Source organism: Psychrobacter sp. AH5 (assembly GCF_040371085.1).
In the GTDB taxonomy this organism is placed as follows: Bacteria; Pseudomonadota; Gammaproteobacteria; order Pseudomonadales; family Moraxellaceae; genus Psychrobacter.
The window spans coordinates 2047122-2062191 of record NZ_JAMBMT010000001.1 but is presented as its reverse complement, the minus strand read 5'-3'; the positions used below and the strand labels follow the sequence as shown (position 1 = coordinate 2062191).

The window sequence follows — 15070 nt, the reverse complement described above, 5'->3', positions numbered from 1 at the left end:
CTAGTAATTGATAGTTTTAGTGTCAATAATCCTTTATTTATAGCATTCGCTGTTCGGTAAACCTATAAGCATCACTGACTAAATACACGCAAAGGTAGCATTTATGGCGTATCCGGACTCTGAACATCCTACTGGTCTATTACTGAGCGCTATTGCGCTAAGCTTAATAGTCGCCTCCTCACTCAGTGTCTATCCATTAAGTCAGTACCTCTCGACTCTACGACCGATGTTTATGATTATGGTGCTTGTTTTTTGGCTGCTGTTTCAACCTCGTTATGTAGGCGTGTTTATTGCTTTTGCAGTCGGTCTTATCGCTGATTTGTTGACAGACAGTCGACTTGGACAACAAGCCTTTGCCGCTGTAATAATGGCCTTTGCTATTAGACTCACAAGCTTTTATCTTAAGCAATTAAACACCCTTAGCGCTTGGCTGGTTGCGGCCTTGAGTTTGTTTGTTTTTCAATTGACTCTTTGGATATTGCAAATCATTACCCAAAGTACCTTTGTGGCGCAGTCGGCTTTTTCTTTAGTATTAAGTATCGTTAGTTGGCCGCTAGTATTGCTAGCACTGCGCAAATTTACCCGCTAGCCTCTCTAGAACCCTTTTTAATGATAAATAAATAAGAGAGTTATTATGACTATCCTCTTAGCTTCCGGTTCACCGCGTCGGCGTGAGCTATTAGATTCTGCCCAATTGAGTTTTAGTACACTGAGTGTCGATATCGATGAGACGCCATTAGCTAATGAGTTGCCAACCGCTTATATAAAACGCATGGTCAAAGACAAGTCTGTCGCTGCTGTTAAGCAATTAAACTTGCAAGCCTCGTCGCACATCGAAGAAGGTCAGAACTTTACTACTTCTGAGCCTATTATTATTTTGACCGCCGATACTATTGGCGTGCTAGCCGATGGTAAGACAGTATTAGTTAAGCCTGCTAATCGCGCGCATGCTTATAGTATGTGGCAGCAAATGTCTGATACTACTCATCAGGTATGGACGGCCGTACAGGCGCTAAAGGTGCAGCCTAGTTATGATGATAAAGGTATAACACAATGGCAAGTGCTAGCACAGCGACAAATTATGGAAAGTACCGAGGTAAGCTTTGTACCACTGACCAGCGCTATGATGGCTCAGTATTGGGAGAGTGGCGAGCCTGCTGATAAAGCTGGCGGTTATGCCATTCAAGGATTGGCAGCGGCATGGGTCACTTATATCAATGGCAGTTATACTAATGTGGTAGGCCTGCCTTTAGCACAGACTTTAGCATTAATTGACGAGCTACAAGCCAGCTAAAGATAGCAAACTCACATAATGATACGGCAGGGAAGTGGGCAAAAGGGCGGCGCATTTGCTACACTGCTAAACAGTTTAGATACTTAGAATAAATCAACTTAAGTCATAGGATAAGGGACATTATGTCTGAAGAGCTGCTGATAAATGTTAGTCCGATGGAATCTCGCGTAGCAGTCATGGACAATGGGATACTCAGTGAGATTTATATTGAACGTCATCATAAACTCGGCTTAGTTGGCAATATTTATTTGGGCACAGTAGTACGTGTACTACCCGGTATGCAGGCAGCGTTTGTCGATATTGGTCAGTCGCGCACCGCGTTTTTGCATGTTAATGATATGCAGCGTCCTCCTAGAGCTATCACTCAAAACGATAGCGATTTGACTACTGAAACAAGCGAGCCAATTGTCAAAAACAAAGCTACTAGTACGCTTAAGATAAAAACTAATAAAGCAGCAGATTTGGCGGAAGATATAGCAGCGACGCCGCCGATTGTTAGCTCTCGAAATACAGAGGTTGTCACTGTCGCCAGTCAAAACCTTATTCAGCATCGCTTGCATGAAGGCCAACGCCTATTAGTGCAAGTGACCAAGGATCAGCTAGGTAGTAAAGGCGCTAGGCTCACTACCAATATCTCGCTACCCTCACGTTATCTCGTTTATCTGCCGTCAAGCGATCATATTGGTATCTCTCAGCGTATCGATGGGGAAGAGGAACGCACGCGGTTAAAGACTGAGCTTAGTAGTATTATGCAAGCGGTCAATCTCCAAGGCGGTTTGATCGCACGTACCGCAGCGGAGCGCGTTCCGGTTAATAAACTAGAAGAAGATATTTATTATCTATTGCAACTTTGGCGAACTATTTGCGCGCGCCAGCAAGAAACGAGACATCATCAAAGCTCGGAGCTTATCTATCAAGAGCTATCTCTGCCGCTGCGCTCCATTCGTGATTTGGTGCATGCCGATACCGAAAAGGTGGTTATTGATAATGCGCAAATCTACGCCCAAATACGTCATTTTGCCAAAGAGTTTGTGCCCTTTGTCTACGAGCGTATTGTTCATTATACTGCTGAGCCAGCGCTGTTTGATGTGCACCGAGTAGAGGAGGATCTAAGCGCTGCACTAAAGCGCCGCGTCAACCTAAAGTCAGGCGGTTATTTGATTATCGATCAAACAGAAGCGATGACTACCGTTGATGTCAATACCGGCTCTTATGTCGGTGGTCGCTCTTTAGAAGACACCGTTTACAAGACTAACTTGGAGGCTACCCACGCTATCGCACGGCAACTGCGCCTACGTAACTTGGGCGGCATTATTATTCTTGATTTTATCGATATGCTTGAACAGGAGCACAAAGACGATGTACTCACAAGCTTACAAGAGCAGCTAACGCAAGATTATGCCAAGACCAATATTACTCAAGTCAGTGAGCTTGGACTTGTTGAGATGACGCGTAAGCGTACGCGTGAGTCTTTAGGGCAGCAGCTGTGTGAGCCTTGTAGTACTTGTGAAGGTCGCGGCTTTGTCAAAACTGCTGAAACCGTCTGCTTTGAGATATTTCGTGAGATCATGCGCTGCGCTCGCACTTATAACTCGCCCAAGAAATTTACCGTCGTTGCGCATGCGGCCGTTATCGACTTACTATTGACTTCAGAGGCTGACACCGTAGCTGATTTAGAATATCTATTAGGCCGTGTTATTACCTTTGAGGTTGAAAACTTATATACCCAAGAGCAATATGATATTGTGCTCGATTGAATATTGCCCTTGCAATGACTCAAATACTCTGTATAATACACACCACTGAATTATAAGCGTCTGCCCCAGTAAACCGCCGGCGCTATGACAGCTAGAGCATCGTTTCTAGCACTATTTCATTATGGCTTTGCTGATTTTCCAATAAATGGAAGAGTCGGTGGGGCTTTAAATTATTTTGCTTTTGGCACGCTGCTGGTTCTCTTAAAGAGACTGATTTTTCAGAGAAGTCTGATAAAGAATGGGAAGCCGCTTAAAGTAGATCTTTAACCAAACGGCTTTTGCTTATCTCCTTGCATAGCAAGAATGAGCAAAGCATATATTAGGAGCTTGCTGGCATGGCTAACCAGAGAATCCGTATCCGATTAAAATCTTTCGATCATAGATTGATTGATCAGTCGGCACAAGAGATTGTCGATACTGCAAAGCGCACTGGTGCGCAAGTTTGTGGTCCTGTACCGTTGCCGACTCGCATTGAGCGCTTCGACGTTTTAACCTCGCCACACGTCAACAAAGACGCCCGTGACCAGTACGAGATTCGTACTCACAAGCGTATGGTTGACATCGTTCAGCCTACTGACAAAACTGTGGACGCGTTAATGAAGTTAGATTTAGCGGCAGGTGTTGACGTCCAAATTGCTTTGGGTTAATACGCAACAACGCCCAATCCATTAATAGAAGATATAAAGAGGTTTAAAATGGCGATCGGTTTAGTCGGTAAAAAATGCGGCATGACCCGTGTCTTCACTGAAGCAGGTGTTTCTATCCCTGTAACCGTGATTGAGGTCGATGCAAACCGCATTACTCAAGTAAAAAGTAATGATGTAGATGGCTACCAAGCCATTCAAATCACCACAGGTACTCGTCGTGACAGCCGCGTAACAGCAGCTCAAAAAGGTCACTTCGCAAAAGCTGGCGTAAAAGCCGGTCGTGGTGTTTGGGAATTTCGTGCCAATGATAGTGACCTTGAAGGTTATGAGATTGGTGGTGAGATCCTAGCTGACTTGTTCGAACAAGGTCAGATGGTTGATGTCACAGGACAGAGTAAAGGTAAAGGCTTTCAAGGCGGCGTAAAGCGTCACAACTTTAGCATGCAAGATGCCACTCATGGTAACTCAGTCTCTCATCGCGCCCTTGGTTCTACTGGTCAAAACCAGTCACCAGGTAAAGTATTCAAAGGCAAAAAAATGCCAGGCCAGATGGGTAACAAGCGTGTCACGGTTCAAGGCCTAGAAGTAGTGTCAGTTGATGCTGAAAAAGGGTTACTTGTCATCAAGGGTGCAATCCCTGGTGCCACCGGTGGCGATGTTATCGTACGTCCGTCAGTCAAAGCCTAAGCAAGGGGATTAACGTGGATTTAAAAACAGTTACAGGTGCGGCGGTTGAGCTTTCTGATACGGCTTTTGGTCGTGAATTCAACGAAGCATTAGTGCATCAAGTCGTCACCGCTTATTTAGCGGGCGGACGCCAAGGTACACGTGCACAAAAAACCCGTGCCGAAGTTTCTGGCGGTGGTATCAAGCCATGGCGCCAAAAAGGTACTGGTCGCGCTCGTGCAGGCTCTATTCGTAGCCCAATCTGGCGTTCTGGTGGTCGTGCATTTGCCGCGAAACCACAGGACTGGTCACAAAAAGTTAACCGCAAAATGTATCGCGGTGCTATGCAGTGCATCCTAGCTGAACTCATTCGTCAAGAGCGTCTGATTTTGGTAGAAGAGATAAGTGTTTCTGCACCTAAGACCAAAGAGTTGATCGCAAAGCTAAATGAATTAAATGCACCGCGTGCATTAATCGTCACTAACGATATCGACGAAAATTTATATTTAGCAGCTCGCAACATTCCACATGTCAGCGTACTAGGTACCTCTGAAGTGGATCCAGTGAGTCTGATCGCCTTTGACAAAGTCATCATGTCAGTTGAAGCTGCGAAACAATTTGAGGAAGCACTAGCATGAATAACGCAAGACTTTATCAGGTCTTAAGAGGACCTGTATTCTCAGAAAAATCTCAAATGCTCGGTGATTCATTTGGTGTGCAAGTATTCAAAGTTGATTCTAATGCCACTAAGCTTGAGATCAAAAAAGCAGTTGAGTTGATGTTTGAAGGTGTTGAAGTGACTAAAGTAAACACTTTGAACGTTAAAGGTAAGACAAAGCGTTTTGGTAAGAGCATCGGCCGTCGTAACGACTTCAAAAAAGCCTATGTCACCTTAAAAGCTGGTCAAGATGTACAAATGGCTGATGCTGGCGAAGAAGTAGGTAATACTACTGACTCTGCTAGTGAAACAGCGAACAACGAATAAGGATTACACTCATGCCTATCGTAAAAGCAAAGCCAACATCACCAGGCCGTCGTTTTGTTGAAAAAGTAGTGCATCCACACCTTTATAAAGGTCGTCCGTATGCAGCGCTTGTCGAATCAAAAAGTAAGTCAGGTGGTCGTAACAATAATGGTCGTATAACGACCCGCCATATCGGCGGTGGTCATAAGCATCATTATCGTATTATTGACTTCAAACGTACTAAAGACAATATCCCAGCAGTGGTAGAGCGTATTGAATACGATCCTAACCGTACCGCTCATATTGCTCTACTTAAGTATGCTGATGGCGAACGCCGTTACATCATCGCTGCCAAAAAGCAAGCGGTTGGTGATACGGTACTATCGGGCGATACTGCTCCGATTCGTCCAGGTAACTGTATGCCGCTTAAAAACATCCCACTGGGTACTGTGATCCATAATATCGAGCTTAAAATCGGTAAAGGCGCACAGATGGCTCGTTCAGCGGGTGCAAGCGTTCAGCTACTAGGTCGTGACGGTATTTACGCTATTCTACGTATGCGCTCAGGCGAGACTCGCCGTGTACACGTTGAATGTCGTGCAGTTATCGGTGAAGTTTCAAACACTGAAAACAACTTGAAATCACTTGGTAAAGCCGGTGCTTCACGTTGGCGCGGTGTTCGTCCTTCTGTTCGCGGTGTCGCTATGAACCCGGTTGATCACCCACACGGTGGTGGTGAAGGTCGTAACAAAGGTCGCCATCCAACTAGCCCATGGGGTCAGAAGTCTAAAGGACTTAAAACGCGTCATAATAAGCGTACTGACAATATGATCATCCGTCGCCGTCGCGCCAAGAAGAAATAAAGGAAGAATTTCATGCCTCGTTCATTGAAAAAAGGTCCATTCATTGATGCGCATTTGTTTGCTAAAGTTGAGTCTGCTATCGAAGCCAACTCACGCAAACCCATTAAAACATGGTCGCGTCGCTCGATGATTCTGCCCCAAATGGTTGGCTTAACTCTATCTGTTCACAACGGCCGTACTCATGTACCGGTTATTATCAGTGAGCAAATGGTTGGTCATAAACTAGGTGAATTTGCCCCCACTCGTACGTATCGTGGTCATGGCATTGACAAGAAAGCTAAGAGATAAGGTGCTTACCATGGAAGTAACTGCAAAATTACGCGGTGCCGCCATCTCGGCACAAAAAGTTAGACTCGTTGCTGATGAAGTTCGTGGCAAGCCAATTGAGCGTGCTTTGGATATCCTAACGTATAGCAATAAAAAAGGCGCTGTGTTTGTTAAGAAATGCCTTAACTCAGCCATCGCCAATGCCGAACATAATCACGGCTTAGATATCGACGATTTAAAAGTCGCGACTATCTATGTTGATGAAGGCATTACGCTAAAGCGTATCCTACCACGTGCTAAAGGTCGCGCTGATCGTATCAGTAAGCGTACCTGTCATATCACTATAAAGGTAGGAGAATAAGCTATGGGTCAAAAAGTACATCCAATCGGAATTCGTCTTGGTGTGGTCAAAAAGCATAACGCAAACTGGTATGCTGATCCTAAACAGTATTCAGAATACCTTATCAACGACATCCAAGTTCGTGAATATCTACGCAAAAAGCTAGACAACGCTATGATCAGCAACATCATGATCGAGCGTCCTACTGGCGCTGCTAAGATTACCATCGCCACTGCGCGTCCTGGTATCGTTATCGGTAAAAAAGGCGAAGATATCGAAAGACTTCAAAAAGAATTGACCAAAATTATGGGCGTACCTGCTCAGGTCAATATTGAAGAGATCACCTCACCTGATCTTGATGCACGCTTAGTCGCTGACGGTATTGCCAGTCAGCTTGAGCGCCGTGTTATGTTCCGCCGTGCTATGAAGCGTGCGGTACAAAACAGCATGCGCTCTGGTGCAAAAGGAATCAAAGTTGAGCTGTCTGGCCGTCTTGGCGGCGCTGAGATTGCTCGTACTGAATGGTACCGTGAAGGTCGTGTGCCATTGCATACATTACGTGCTGATATTGACTATGCGTCAGTACGTGCGGAAACTACTTACGGCACTATCGGTGTAAAAGTTTGGATCTTCCGTGGTGAAATCCTTGACGGTATGAACAGTGTTTATAATCCGGTCAAAGAAGAGCAGACGCGCGCGCCAAAACGCCGTGGTCGTGGAAACGGAAACCGTCGAAACACAGACAGAGGTTAAACTATGTTACAGCCAAAACGTACCAAGTTTCGTAAAATGCATAAAGGTCGTAACACAGGTCTTTCTCATCGTGGAAGCACCGTTGCATTCGGACAAATTGGTCTAAAATCTTTGACTCGTGGTCGTATGACTGCCCGTCAAATTGAAGCAGCACGTCGTACCATTACGCGTAAAATTAAGCGTGGCGGTAAGATTTGGATTCGTGTTTTTCCAGACAAACCTATTACTAATAAACCACTCGAAGTACGTATGGGTAAAGGTAAAGGTCCAGTCGAGTATTGGGTATGCGAAGTCAAACCTGGTAAAGTGCTATATGAAATCGAAGGGGTTTCAGAAGAGCTTGCTCGCGAAGCCTTAACGCTTGCAGCAGCAAAACTGCCCTTTAAAACTACCATTGTTAAGCGGACGATAATGTAATGAAGATCAGTGAATTACGTGATAAATCATTAGAAGAACTGACCCAGTTACTTGATGAAAAGCAACTTGATGCTTTCCGTATTCGTATGGCTAAAGCAACGGGTCAGTTGGGGAATACCCATGAAGTTCGTAGTAATCGTCGTACGATTGCTCAGCTTCAGACTTTGATTAACGAGAAACAACGAGGCGACTCATGAGCGATAACAATCAAACAGCCAATGCTAGCGTATTGACAGGACGAGTTGTCAGCAACAAGATGGATAAATCCATCACGGTTTTGATTGAGCGCCTAGTTCGCCATCCTTTGTATGGCAAACAGCTTCGTCGTTCTACTAAGATCAAAGCCCATGATGAAGACAATATCTGCCAACAAGGCGACCTTGTCCGTATCAAAGAAACGCGTCCAATCTCAAAAACTAAGTCTTGGACTTTAGTTGAAGTGGTTGAAAAAGTAGAAAAAATCTAAGTAAATTGCATTAGAAGCCAGAAGCTGTTAAAATGTCCGCCTTTTTAGGGATGCTGATTGCGCCGAGCGTATATCACACGCCTATGAGTAAAATGCGGTTATGACTATAAAACTGCCGCCTACTCATACTGTGTTAGCGGCAGCAACTGGCTTTTTATTGCTCATACGTGTGGAGTAACGCTATGATTCAGGTTGAATCTATGCTGGAAGTTGCAGACAATAGCGGTGCAAGAAGAGTTCAGTGCATTAAAGTACTGGGTGGTTCTCATCGTCGTTATGCATCAGTCGGCGATATCATCAAGATAACGGTTAAAGAAGCCATTCCTCGTGGTCGTGTCAAAAAAGGCGACGTGATGAATGCGGTAGTTGTACGCACCAAAAAAGGCGTTCGTCGTCCTGATGGTTCGGTTATTCGTTTTGACGACAATGCTGCGGTATTGCTCAATCAAAACAAAGCACCTATTGCAACTCGTATTTTTGGACCGGTAACTCGTGAACTACGTGGTGATCAGTTTATGAAAATTGTATCCCTAGCACCAGAAGTATTGTGAGGTAACCCATGGCTAAATTACGTAAAGGCGATACAGTTATCGTGATTGCTGGTAAAGATAAAGGCAAACAAGGTACTGTACAAGCTGTTAAAAACGATCGCATCAAAGTTGAAGGCATTAACATCGTCACTAAGCATCAGAAGCCAAATCAGGCAACTGGTACTGAAGGCGGTATTGTTAAGCAAGAAGCTTTTTTGCATATTTCAAATGTCGCAATTTTAAATGCGCAAACCCAAAAAGCAGACCGTATTAGTTACCAGACTAATGATGAAGGCGTCAAACAACGCGTTTATCGTTCGAATGGTGAAGTAGTGGCGACTGCGTAAGACACTAAGGGTGTAATAGTAATGGCAAGATTAAAAGCTTTATATAATAATGAACTAAAGCAACAGATTCAAAAAGAGCTTGATGTTAAAAATGTAATGCAGGTGCCTAAAATCACTAAAATTACATTGAACATGGGCGTTGGCGGCGCGTCTCAAGACAAGAAATTGCTTGAAGGTGCTGTAGCAGATATGACCGCTATTGCTGGTCAAAAGCCTGTGGTCACCAAAGCACGCAAATCAGTTGCTGGGTTTAAGATTCGTGAAGAATGGCCAATCGGCTGTAAAGTAACGCTTCGCGGTGAGCAAATGTACGAATTTTTAGATCGTCTCATTGCTATTGCGATTCCTCGTATTCGTGACTTCCGTGGTTTTTCACCTAAAGCCTTTGATGGTCGTGGCAACTACTCACTGGGCATTAAAGAGCAAATCGTATTCCCAGAAGTAGATTTTGACAAGATCGATCGTATCCGCGGTATGGATGTGACGATTACCACGTCAGCTCAGAATGATGAAGAAGGTCGTGCGTTACTCAAAGCATTCGGCTTCCCATTTAAATAAGGTAAAGACGTTATGGCAAAGAAGAGCATGATCAACCGCGAATTAAAGCGCGAAAAAATGGTTGCTAAATATGCTGAGAAGCGTATTAAGCTAAAAGAAACTATCAATGATATCAACGCATCTGACGAAGAGCGTATGGACGCTATGCTAGAGCTACAAGCTCTACCACGTAATTCATCGCCAGTACGTCTACGTAATCGTTGTGCTATCACTGGTCGTCCTCATGGCTACTTCCGTAAGTTTGGCTTATCACGCAATATGCTGCGTGAACGTGTCATGCAAGGCGATGTGCCTGGTGTTCGTAAAGCAAGCTGGTAAGGAGTAATTACATGAGTATGCAAGATACTGTTGGGGATATGCTAACCCGTATTCGTAACGCACAAATGGCTAATAAAGTGTCCGTAGCTATGCCAAGCTCAAAACTACGTAAGTCTATCGCTGACCTATTGGTTGACGAAGGTTATGTAGCCAGCGCCGTTGTTAGTGAAGAAGCTAATAACAAAGCGACACTAACTATTGAATTGAAATACTTCGAAGGCAAAGCTGTCATCGAGACTATTCAACGCTTTAGCCGTCCTGGCCTGCGCCAGCATCGCGGCAAAGATAACATCCCTACCGTTAAACAAGGTATGGGTGTGGCTATCGTATCAACTAGTCAAGGCATCATGAGTGATCGTGCTGCACGCGCTGCTGGTATTGGTGGCGAAGTTGTAGCATTCGTTGCTTAATTAGCATTTTTGCTTCAAGCAATCAGCTGATCCAGCAAAGTCTGTTTAGACCTTATTAGACTTATAGCTTTAATTGATTCATGAGCCGTAAGTCTAATATAAATTTAAAGCCTAATAATTTTATTGAATTGATAGGTGCTAAGTTAGGTCAACTATGATAAACTAACACGCTTTTTGGCCTGTTAGTTTTTTCGCTATTATCCTAACCGATTATAATTTTAGGTTTTGATAAGAGTTTGCTAACAGAAGTTTTAATTTTTTTAAGGAATATTCCTATGTCTCGTGTGGCTAAAGCCCCAGTGACACTGCCTAGTGGCGTAAGTGTTACTTTGAACGATCGGCAGGTCGAAGTAAAAGGCAAGAACGGTACTTTGTCTTTACACCTGCATGAATTGGTCGAGCTGAAACAGGAAGATGATGCTATCATTCTCTCACCTGCAGTCGATTCAAAAGAAGCCATGATGCATACTGGCACCGTCCGCGCTCTACTTAACAACCATGTTATCGGCGTGACTGAAGGCTTTGAAAGACGCCTGCAACTTATCGGTGTTGGTTATCGTGCACAAGCTGCTGGCGATAAAATAACCTTGAACGTTGGTTATTCACATCCAGTAGAGTATACGTTACCTGAAAGTGTGTCAGCTGAAACCCCAACGCAAACTGAAATTGTTTTGAAATCAAACAATAAGCAGCAGCTAGGTCAAGCAGCGGCTAATATCCGTGGTTTCCGCCCACCAGAGCCTTATAAAGGTAAAGGTATTCGTTATAGTGACGAACATGTGATTCGCAAAGAAGCCAAGAAAAAATAAGGTGAGATGAAATGTTTGATAAAAAAGCAGCTCGTCTGCGTCGAGCTAAAAAAACCCGTGCGCATATCCGTCATTTGGGTGTCAATCGCCTAACGGTTAACCGCACACCAAAACACATTTATGCCCAGATTATCTCTCCTACTGGTGGTGAAGTGATCGCTCAGGCATCTACCTTAGACAGCAGCTTGCGTTCAGGCGCAACTGGTAACGCTGATGCAGCGACGTCTGTAGGCCAATTGATCGCAGAACGCGCAAAAGCCGCTGGCATTACTAAAGTTGCTTTTGACCGTAGTGGTTTTAAATATCATGGTCGAGTAAAAGCTTTAGCTGAAGCTGCTCGCGAAAATGGATTGGAGTTTTAATCATGGCTAGAAACGATAGAAATGATAAAAATGAACAAAGCGATGGTTTAGTAGAACGCCTAGTTACCGTTGATCGCGTTGCAAAAGTAGTCAAGGGTGGTCGTATTTTCTCTTTCACTGCTTTAACAGTAGTCGGCGACGGCAATGGCCGTGTTGGTTTTGGTCGCGGTAAAGCCCGTGAAGTACCAGCCGCCATTCAAAAAGCACTAGAAGCGGCTAAACGCAATATGATTACGGTTGAGCTTAACGAAGCCACTTTATATCATCCAATCAAAGCACGTCATGGTGCGAGCAAAGTCTATATGCAGCCTGCATCTGAAGGTACTGGCGTAATCGCTGGTGGCGCAATGCGTGCGGTATTAGAAGTTGCTGGTGTCAAAGATGTTTTGACTAAATGTTATGGTTCTACCAATACTGCTAACGTGGTTCGCGCTACGTTTAACGGTTTACGTGATATGTCAACTCCAGAAAAGATGGCAGCGAAACGTGGTAAATCTGTAGACGAAATCTTGGGTTAACTTAGACTAGGTGAGTTACGATGAAAAAAATGAAAGTCACTCAATTTAAATCGGGTGCCCATCGCCTCAAGAGCCACAAAGCGAGCTTGAAAGGATTGGGTTTACGCCGCATTAACCATTCTGTGATTGTTGAAGATACTCCTTCAACTCGTGGTATGGTCAATCGCGTTAACTACATGGTAAAAGTGGAGGAAGCGTAATGGGACTTAGATTAAATGAATTATCACCAGGTGTTGGCGCGAAAAAAACTGCCCAACGTCGTGGTCGTGGTATCGGTTCAGGCCTTGGTAAAACAGGCGGCCGTGGTGTAAAAGGTCAAAAGTCACGTTCAGGTTCTAGCATTCGCTCAGGATTTGAGGGCGGACAAATGCCTTTATATCGCCGTCTACCAAAATTTGGCTTTACCAGTAAAATGGCAATGACGACTGCTGAAGTCCGTTTGTCTGAATTGAATAAAGTTGAAGGCGATGTGGTTAGCGTAGCGACTTTAAAAGAAGCTAACATCATTCGTCATGATATGAAGCGTGCGCGTATTATCTTGTCAGGCGACGTCACTAAAGCTTATACCTTCCAAGGTGTAAAAGTGACTAAAGGCGCTAAGCAAGCCATCGAAGCTGCTGGTGGTAGCATCGAGGAGTAGTAACGTGTCAAAACAATCAATGACCTCAAGCGGTATTCCGCTCAATCCTTTTGCTTTTATACGTAAGTATGATGAGCTTTGGACGCGCTTACTGTTTTTAATCGGCGCATTGATTGTTTACCGTTTAGGGTCACACATTCCTGTACCTGGTATTAACCCCGTTAATTTGGCCGATCTGTTCTCGCGTAACGAAAACACTATCCTTAGCATGTTTAACATGTTCTCAGGTGGCGCGCTGGAGCGGATGTCCATTATGGCACTGGGTATCATGCCGTACATCTCAGCGTCAATTATTGTACAGATGATGTCTGCGGTAGTACCGTCGCTTGAAGCCCTCAAAAAAGAGGGCGAAGCGGGTCGGCGTAAGCTAAATAAGTATACCCGTCAAGGGACACTTGCTTTAGCGCTAGTACAGTCGTTAGGAATGTGTGCCGGCCTGATCAGTCAAAATCTGACTTTATCATCCGGTTTAACCTTTTATATTCCTGCGGTGACCTCTTTGGTTGCCGGTGCTATGTTCTTAATGTGGCTGGGTGAGCAGATTACAGAGCGCGGCGTGGGTAATGGTATCTCAATGCTTATTTTTGCTAGCATTGTTGCCGGTACACCGGGAATGATTTCGCAGTCTATCGAACAAGTCAATCAAGGGCAGATGAACTTGATTGTACTCTTTATCTTTGTGGTATTAGGTGTCGCGGTGACGGCGGGTATCGTTTATATCGAACGTGCTCAGCGTCAAGTACCGGTGAACTATGCACAAAAACAGCAGCAAGGTCGCAAGATTTATGCTCAGCAGCAGTCGCATTTGCCGCTGAAATTAAATATGGCAGGGGTTATTCCTGCTATTTTTGCCAGCTCCTTATTGTTGTTTCCAGCAAGTTTAGGACAATGGGTAGGTCAATCGGCTGATCCTACTTTTACCCAAAAGATATTACAAAATATAGCGTTAGTGTTGTCTCCTGGACAGCCGCTGTATCTGGTACTGTTCGGTGCGATGATTATTTTCTTTTGCTATTTTTATACGGCATTAGTCTTTAGTCCACGCGAAGTTGCTGAAAACCTTAAACGTAGTGGTGCGTATATTCCAGGTATTCGCCCAGGACAACAAACTCAGCGTTATCTTGACCATGTATTAAACCGTTTGACCTTTATTGGCGCGATGTACATGACGGTTATTTGTTTGATGCCTATGGTCGTTCAATCCTCATTTGGTGTGCCGTTCCAACTTGGTGGTACGTCGCTACTGATTATGGTGGTTGTGGTAATGGACTTCATCTCGCAAATTCAAGCGCATTTGATGACCCATCAATATCATGATCAGACGTTAATTCAATCACCCACACAATCTTAGAGCTCAAACTTTAAGTCAATTGGGTGGTTATTCAAGGAGCATTCCATGAAAGTTCAAGCCTCAGTAAAAAAGATTTGTGGTAGCTGTAAAATTGTCCGCCGTAAAGGTCGCGTTCATGTGATCTGCACAGCAGAACCGCGCCACAAGCAACGCCAAGGTTAATAGATAATAGCTTATCGATTTTATATCTTGTAGCTAATATCAAATTAATACTTGAAAAAAAGTGGCGGATGCGATATCATCCGCCACTTGCCGTAGTTCATACCGAAAACTTTTATTGCTTTTGCTTTAGATACTCTTTTTATTGGCTATTTATCAATGATAAGTGCTCTTTACATTAAGCAAATATTAGCTAAGTATAAACAGCAACAAATCTGAAAAAGTGCGCTATTTATGATGAATAATGCATATTTTTCTTTAATGGAGAGAAATCAATGGCTCGTATTGCCGGCGTAAACATTCCGGATAATAAGCATGCTGTTATTTCACTAACTTACATCTTTGGTGTAGGTCGTACCACTGCTCAGAAAATCTTAGAAGCAGTTGGCATTGCCCCTACTACTAAAGTTAGCCAGTTAGATGATACGCAGTTAGATGCTATCCGCGCACAAGTAGCAAACTACATGACGGAAGGTGATCTTCGTCGTGAAGTGTCAATGAATATTAAGCGTTTAGTTGATCTTGGTTGTTACCGTGGCATCCGCCATCGTCGTAATCTGCCTGTTCGTGGTCAGAATACTAAGAACAACGCTCGTACGCGTAAGGGTCCAACACGCCCTCTCAAAAGATAATT

27 protein-coding genes are annotated in these 15070 nt (G+C 44.2%); all 27 read left to right on the top strand.

What is annotated here, in order from left to right:
* The first annotated feature begins 103 nt into the window (after window positions 1–103).
* The 27 genes from mreD (at window position 104) to rpsM (ending at window position 15068) form a co-directional block, all read left to right on the top strand.
* Window positions 104–589: a rod shape-determining protein MreD gene (gene mreD, locus M0N77_RS08715; protein WP_353104810.1), complete on the top strand. Its 486-nt coding sequence runs from the start codon at window positions 104–106 to the stop codon at window positions 587–589.
* 45 nt (window positions 590–634) lie between these two features.
* Window positions 635–1294 carry a Maf family protein gene (locus tag M0N77_RS08710; RefSeq protein ID WP_353104809.1) on the top strand — a complete coding sequence of 220 codons (660 nt, stop codon included), beginning with the start codon at window positions 635–637 and terminating at the stop codon, window positions 1292–1294.
* A 122-nt stretch (window positions 1295–1416) separates the two neighbouring features.
* The gene (locus tag M0N77_RS08705) at window positions 1417–3051 is read left to right on the top strand and encodes an Rne/Rng family ribonuclease (protein WP_353104808.1); all 1635 of its coding nucleotides are present in this window, start codon (window positions 1417–1419) and stop codon (window positions 3049–3051) included.
* 335 nt (window positions 3052–3386) lie between these two features.
* Complete coding sequence (rpsJ, locus tag M0N77_RS08700) at window positions 3387–3698, top strand: 30S ribosomal protein S10 (RefSeq protein ID WP_025644420.1); 312 nt, start codon at window positions 3387–3389, stop codon at window positions 3696–3698.
* Between the two features lie 48 nt (window positions 3699–3746).
* Window positions 3747–4385 (top strand): 50S ribosomal protein L3, encoded by a 639-nt coding sequence (gene rplC / locus M0N77_RS08695; protein ID WP_353104807.1) that lies wholly within the window; start codon window positions 3747–3749, stop codon window positions 4383–4385.
* Window positions 4386–4399: 14 nt separating this feature from the next.
* A complete protein-coding gene (gene rplD, locus M0N77_RS08690) occupies window positions 4400–5002 on the top strand; it encodes a 50S ribosomal protein L4 (RefSeq protein ID WP_353104806.1) in 603 nt (200 codons plus the stop codon).
* A complete protein-coding gene (rplW, locus tag M0N77_RS08685) occupies window positions 4999–5349 on the top strand; it encodes a 50S ribosomal protein L23 (RefSeq protein ID WP_353104805.1) in 351 nt (116 codons plus the stop codon). The genes rplD and rplW overlap by 4 nt, the downstream gene beginning before the upstream one ends.
* 11 nt (window positions 5350–5360) lie before the next feature.
* Window positions 5361–6191, top strand: a complete 831-nt coding sequence (gene rplB / locus M0N77_RS08680) for a 50S ribosomal protein L2 (protein ID WP_353104804.1) — start codon at window positions 5361–5363, stop codon at window positions 6189–6191.
* 12 nt (window positions 6192–6203) lie between these two features.
* Window positions 6204–6479: a 30S ribosomal protein S19 gene (gene rpsS, locus M0N77_RS08675; RefSeq protein ID WP_353104803.1), complete on the top strand. Its 276-nt coding sequence runs from the start codon at window positions 6204–6206 to the stop codon at window positions 6477–6479.
* Between the two features lie 10 nt (window positions 6480–6489).
* Complete coding sequence (gene rplV, locus M0N77_RS08670; protein ID WP_025644408.1) at window positions 6490–6819, top strand: 50S ribosomal protein L22; 330 nt, start codon at window positions 6490–6492, stop codon at window positions 6817–6819.
* A gap of 3 nt (window positions 6820–6822) precedes the next feature.
* On the top strand, window positions 6823–7551 hold the full coding sequence (rpsC, locus tag M0N77_RS08665) for a 30S ribosomal protein S3 (RefSeq protein ID WP_353104802.1): 729 nt from the start codon (window positions 6823–6825) through the stop codon (window positions 7549–7551).
* Between the two features lie 3 nt (window positions 7552–7554).
* Entirely contained in the window at window positions 7555–7968 is a 414-nt protein-coding gene (rplP, locus tag M0N77_RS08660) for a 50S ribosomal protein L16 (protein WP_353104801.1), read from the top strand.
* Window positions 7968–8165, top strand: a complete 198-nt coding sequence (gene rpmC, locus M0N77_RS08655; protein ID WP_353104800.1) for a 50S ribosomal protein L29 — start codon at window positions 7968–7970, stop codon at window positions 8163–8165. The genes rplP and rpmC overlap by 1 nt, the downstream gene beginning before the upstream one ends.
* The gene (gene rpsQ, locus M0N77_RS08650; protein WP_353104799.1) at window positions 8162–8434 is read left to right on the top strand and encodes a 30S ribosomal protein S17; all 273 of its coding nucleotides are present in this window, start codon (window positions 8162–8164) and stop codon (window positions 8432–8434) included. The genes rpmC and rpsQ overlap by 4 nt, the downstream gene beginning before the upstream one ends.
* Window positions 8435–8616: 182 nt before the next feature.
* Complete coding sequence (gene rplN, locus M0N77_RS08645; protein ID WP_317200662.1) at window positions 8617–8985, top strand: 50S ribosomal protein L14; 369 nt, start codon at window positions 8617–8619, stop codon at window positions 8983–8985.
* An 8-nt stretch (window positions 8986–8993) separates the two neighbouring features.
* A complete protein-coding gene (rplX, locus tag M0N77_RS08640; RefSeq protein WP_353104798.1) occupies window positions 8994–9311 on the top strand; it encodes a 50S ribosomal protein L24 in 318 nt (105 codons plus the stop codon).
* 21 nt (window positions 9312–9332) lie between these two features.
* Complete coding sequence (rplE, locus tag M0N77_RS08635) at window positions 9333–9869, top strand: 50S ribosomal protein L5 (protein WP_353104797.1); 537 nt, start codon at window positions 9333–9335, stop codon at window positions 9867–9869.
* 12 nt (window positions 9870–9881) lie between these two features.
* Complete coding sequence (gene rpsN / locus M0N77_RS08630) at window positions 9882–10187, top strand: 30S ribosomal protein S14 (protein ID WP_353104796.1); 306 nt, start codon at window positions 9882–9884, stop codon at window positions 10185–10187.
* Window positions 10188–10198: 11 nt separating this feature from the next.
* Complete coding sequence (rpsH, locus tag M0N77_RS08625; protein WP_353104795.1) at window positions 10199–10597, top strand: 30S ribosomal protein S8; 399 nt, start codon at window positions 10199–10201, stop codon at window positions 10595–10597.
* A 275-nt stretch (window positions 10598–10872) separates the two neighbouring features.
* Window positions 10873–11406, top strand: coding sequence for a 50S ribosomal protein L6 (gene rplF / locus M0N77_RS08620; protein ID WP_353104794.1), 534 nt, complete (start codon window positions 10873–10875; stop codon window positions 11404–11406).
* Between the two features lie 11 nt (window positions 11407–11417).
* Entirely contained in the window at window positions 11418–11768 is a 351-nt protein-coding gene (rplR, locus tag M0N77_RS08615; RefSeq protein ID WP_353104793.1) for a 50S ribosomal protein L18, read from the top strand.
* 2 nt (window positions 11769–11770) lie between these two features.
* Window positions 11771–12286 (top strand): 30S ribosomal protein S5, encoded by a 516-nt coding sequence (gene rpsE / locus M0N77_RS08610; RefSeq protein ID WP_353104792.1) that lies wholly within the window; start codon window positions 11771–11773, stop codon window positions 12284–12286.
* A 20-nt stretch (window positions 12287–12306) separates the two neighbouring features.
* Window positions 12307–12486 carry a 50S ribosomal protein L30 gene (gene rpmD / locus M0N77_RS08605; protein ID WP_353104791.1) on the top strand — a complete coding sequence of 60 codons (180 nt, stop codon included), beginning with the start codon at window positions 12307–12309 and terminating at the stop codon, window positions 12484–12486.
* Entirely contained in the window at window positions 12486–12926 is a 441-nt protein-coding gene (gene rplO, locus M0N77_RS08600; RefSeq protein ID WP_353104790.1) for a 50S ribosomal protein L15, read from the top strand. The genes rpmD and rplO overlap by 1 nt, the downstream gene beginning before the upstream one ends.
* A gap of 19 nt (window positions 12927–12945) precedes the next feature.
* Window positions 12946–14277: a preprotein translocase subunit SecY gene (secY, locus tag M0N77_RS08595; RefSeq protein ID WP_353105611.1), complete on the top strand. Its 1332-nt coding sequence runs from the start codon at window positions 12946–12948 to the stop codon at window positions 14275–14277.
* A 45-nt stretch (window positions 14278–14322) separates the two neighbouring features.
* Window positions 14323–14439: a 50S ribosomal protein L36 gene (gene rpmJ, locus M0N77_RS08590; protein ID WP_025644371.1), complete on the top strand. Its 117-nt coding sequence runs from the start codon at window positions 14323–14325 to the stop codon at window positions 14437–14439.
* Between the two features lie 272 nt (window positions 14440–14711).
* A complete protein-coding gene (rpsM, locus tag M0N77_RS08585; protein WP_021813384.1) occupies window positions 14712–15068 on the top strand; it encodes a 30S ribosomal protein S13 in 357 nt (118 codons plus the stop codon).
* The last annotated feature ends 2 nt before the right edge of the window (window positions 15069–15070 follow it).